The 898-nt window shown below is 66.1% G+C and carries 1 protein-coding gene; it reads right to left on the reverse strand.

The window, feature by feature from the left end; genetic code table 11:
* A partial coding sequence (locus AABA86_RS33750) for a thiolase family protein (RefSeq protein WP_338309815.1) occupies positions 1-796 on the reverse strand: 796 nt, incomplete at its 3' end.
* Positions 797-898: the final 102 nt, after the last annotated feature.

An 898-nucleotide genomic window follows, 5' to 3' on the forward strand; every position in this document is an offset into this window, starting at 1 on the left:
CGGAGGAGTTGCCGGCGTGGTGCATGAAGTCGATCTCGAGATCAGGATATTTCTGCAGGATCAGGCCGCGATAGGTCGTGCCCTTGTCGTCGAGCGCATAGTCGGCGATCGCCGGAAAGGCCGGCTTCAGGCTGCTGAGGCCTTCCATCGTGGTCTGCGGCCGCGGATATTCTTCGTGGTCGAGCGCAAGACTGCCATCCTCGCGGTGGACAGGCACGAGGCTCTTGTTGAAGTGGCCGTTCGCGATCGCGTGCGCGGCGCGCTTCTGGCTCTCGAGCCCGAGCGCGTCGACGTCCCTCCGCGTGATGCCCTCCATCGTCGCGATCGCGTCGGCACAGACGCCCTGATGCGATTGCGGATGTCGCGCGCGCAGGCGCAGATTGCCGCCGTCCATCATCATCGGGCCGGCGCCGCGGCGTCCTTCCATAGACATCATCTCGCAGCCACCCGCGATAACGAGGTCTTCCGCGCCCGCCATGATCGAGGATGCCGCCATGTTGACGCTGGTGATGCCGGAGCCGCAGAAGCGGTCGAGCGTCACGGCGCTGGCGCGCACGTCATAGCCGGCATCGAGCGCCGACATCCGGCCGAGATCGCCGCTTTGGGTCGCGACCTGCGCGCTGCAGCCCCAGACGATGTCATCGACATCGGCGGTGTCGATGCCGGTGCGGTCCGCGAGCGCGCGCAGCACGGTGGCACCGAGCTGCTGCGGATGAATGCCCGAAAGCGCGCCCTTGCCGGCCTTGCCGACGCCGCGCGGGGTCCGGCAGGCATCGATGATGAGTGCATCGGTCATTGGCGTTGTCCTCTTGTTGTGGGTTGTTGAGAGGCGTTTTCAATCAGGGGGAGATGGGAGTCAATGCGCGGCATTCCTTCGTCTCTCCCCGCGTGCGGGGAG

Origin of the sequence: Bradyrhizobium sp. TM233 (assembly GCF_036247965.1) — a bacterium.
GTDB lineage: Bacteria > Pseudomonadota > Alphaproteobacteria > Rhizobiales > Xanthobacteraceae > Bradyrhizobium > Bradyrhizobium ottawaense.